This is a genomic window from Rhizobacter sp. P3_B12 (assembly GCF_056402895.1).
The window spans coordinates 1-540 of record NZ_JBFUGN010001777.1 but is presented as its reverse complement, the minus strand read 5'-3'; the positions used below and the strand labels follow the sequence as shown (position 1 = coordinate 540).

Annotated in this window: 1 protein-coding gene and 1 pseudogene; both read right to left on the bottom strand. The window is 70.1% G+C overall.

Annotated elements, in window-relative coordinates:
• Window positions 1-320 (bottom strand): annotated as a pseudogene (locus AC1D01_RS38175) (ATP-binding protein); the annotation flags it as partial.
• A partial coding sequence (locus tag AC1D01_RS38170; protein ID WP_477875220.1) for a winged helix-turn-helix domain-containing protein occupies window positions 317-540 on the bottom strand: 224 nt, incomplete at its 5' end. The pseudogene AC1D01_RS38175 and the gene AC1D01_RS38170, both read right to left, overlap by 4 nt.

Below are 540 nucleotides of genomic sequence, written 5' to 3'. Positions count from 1 at the left end.
GCCCCGGCCTGCACGGTGGCCAGCCCGAGCAGCACGCGGGTCGGCAGGTCGGGATGGTCGCGCGTGGCGTAGATGCGGCGGCCGTCGACGCTCCAGATCTGCACGACGAAATCGAACTGCTCGTCGGCCAGCGCGTTCATCTGCTCGGTCGCGATCTCGCCCTGGTCGCGCAGCGACAGCGCCATCTGGCGCAGCTGGTAGTCGAACAGCGCCTCGGTCTCGCTGAGCACGCTGCGGTAGGTGATCGCGCCCATCACCGCGGCGGCCACCATCAGCATCGCGAGCAGCGCCAGCAGCAGGCGCAGGCGGATCGATTTCAAGCGCCGCCCGCCGGGGGTGTGCCGGGCGTGCCGACGTAGTAGCCGACACCGCGCATGTTCTGGATGAAGTCGGCGCCGAGCTTGCGGCGCAGCTGGTGGATGTAGACCGAGACGGCGTTGCTCTCGATCTCTTCGCCCCAGCCGTAGAGCCGGTCTTCGAGCTGGGCGCGCGACAGYAGCGCGCCGGGCCGGGCCATCAGCGCCTCGAGCACCGCGAACT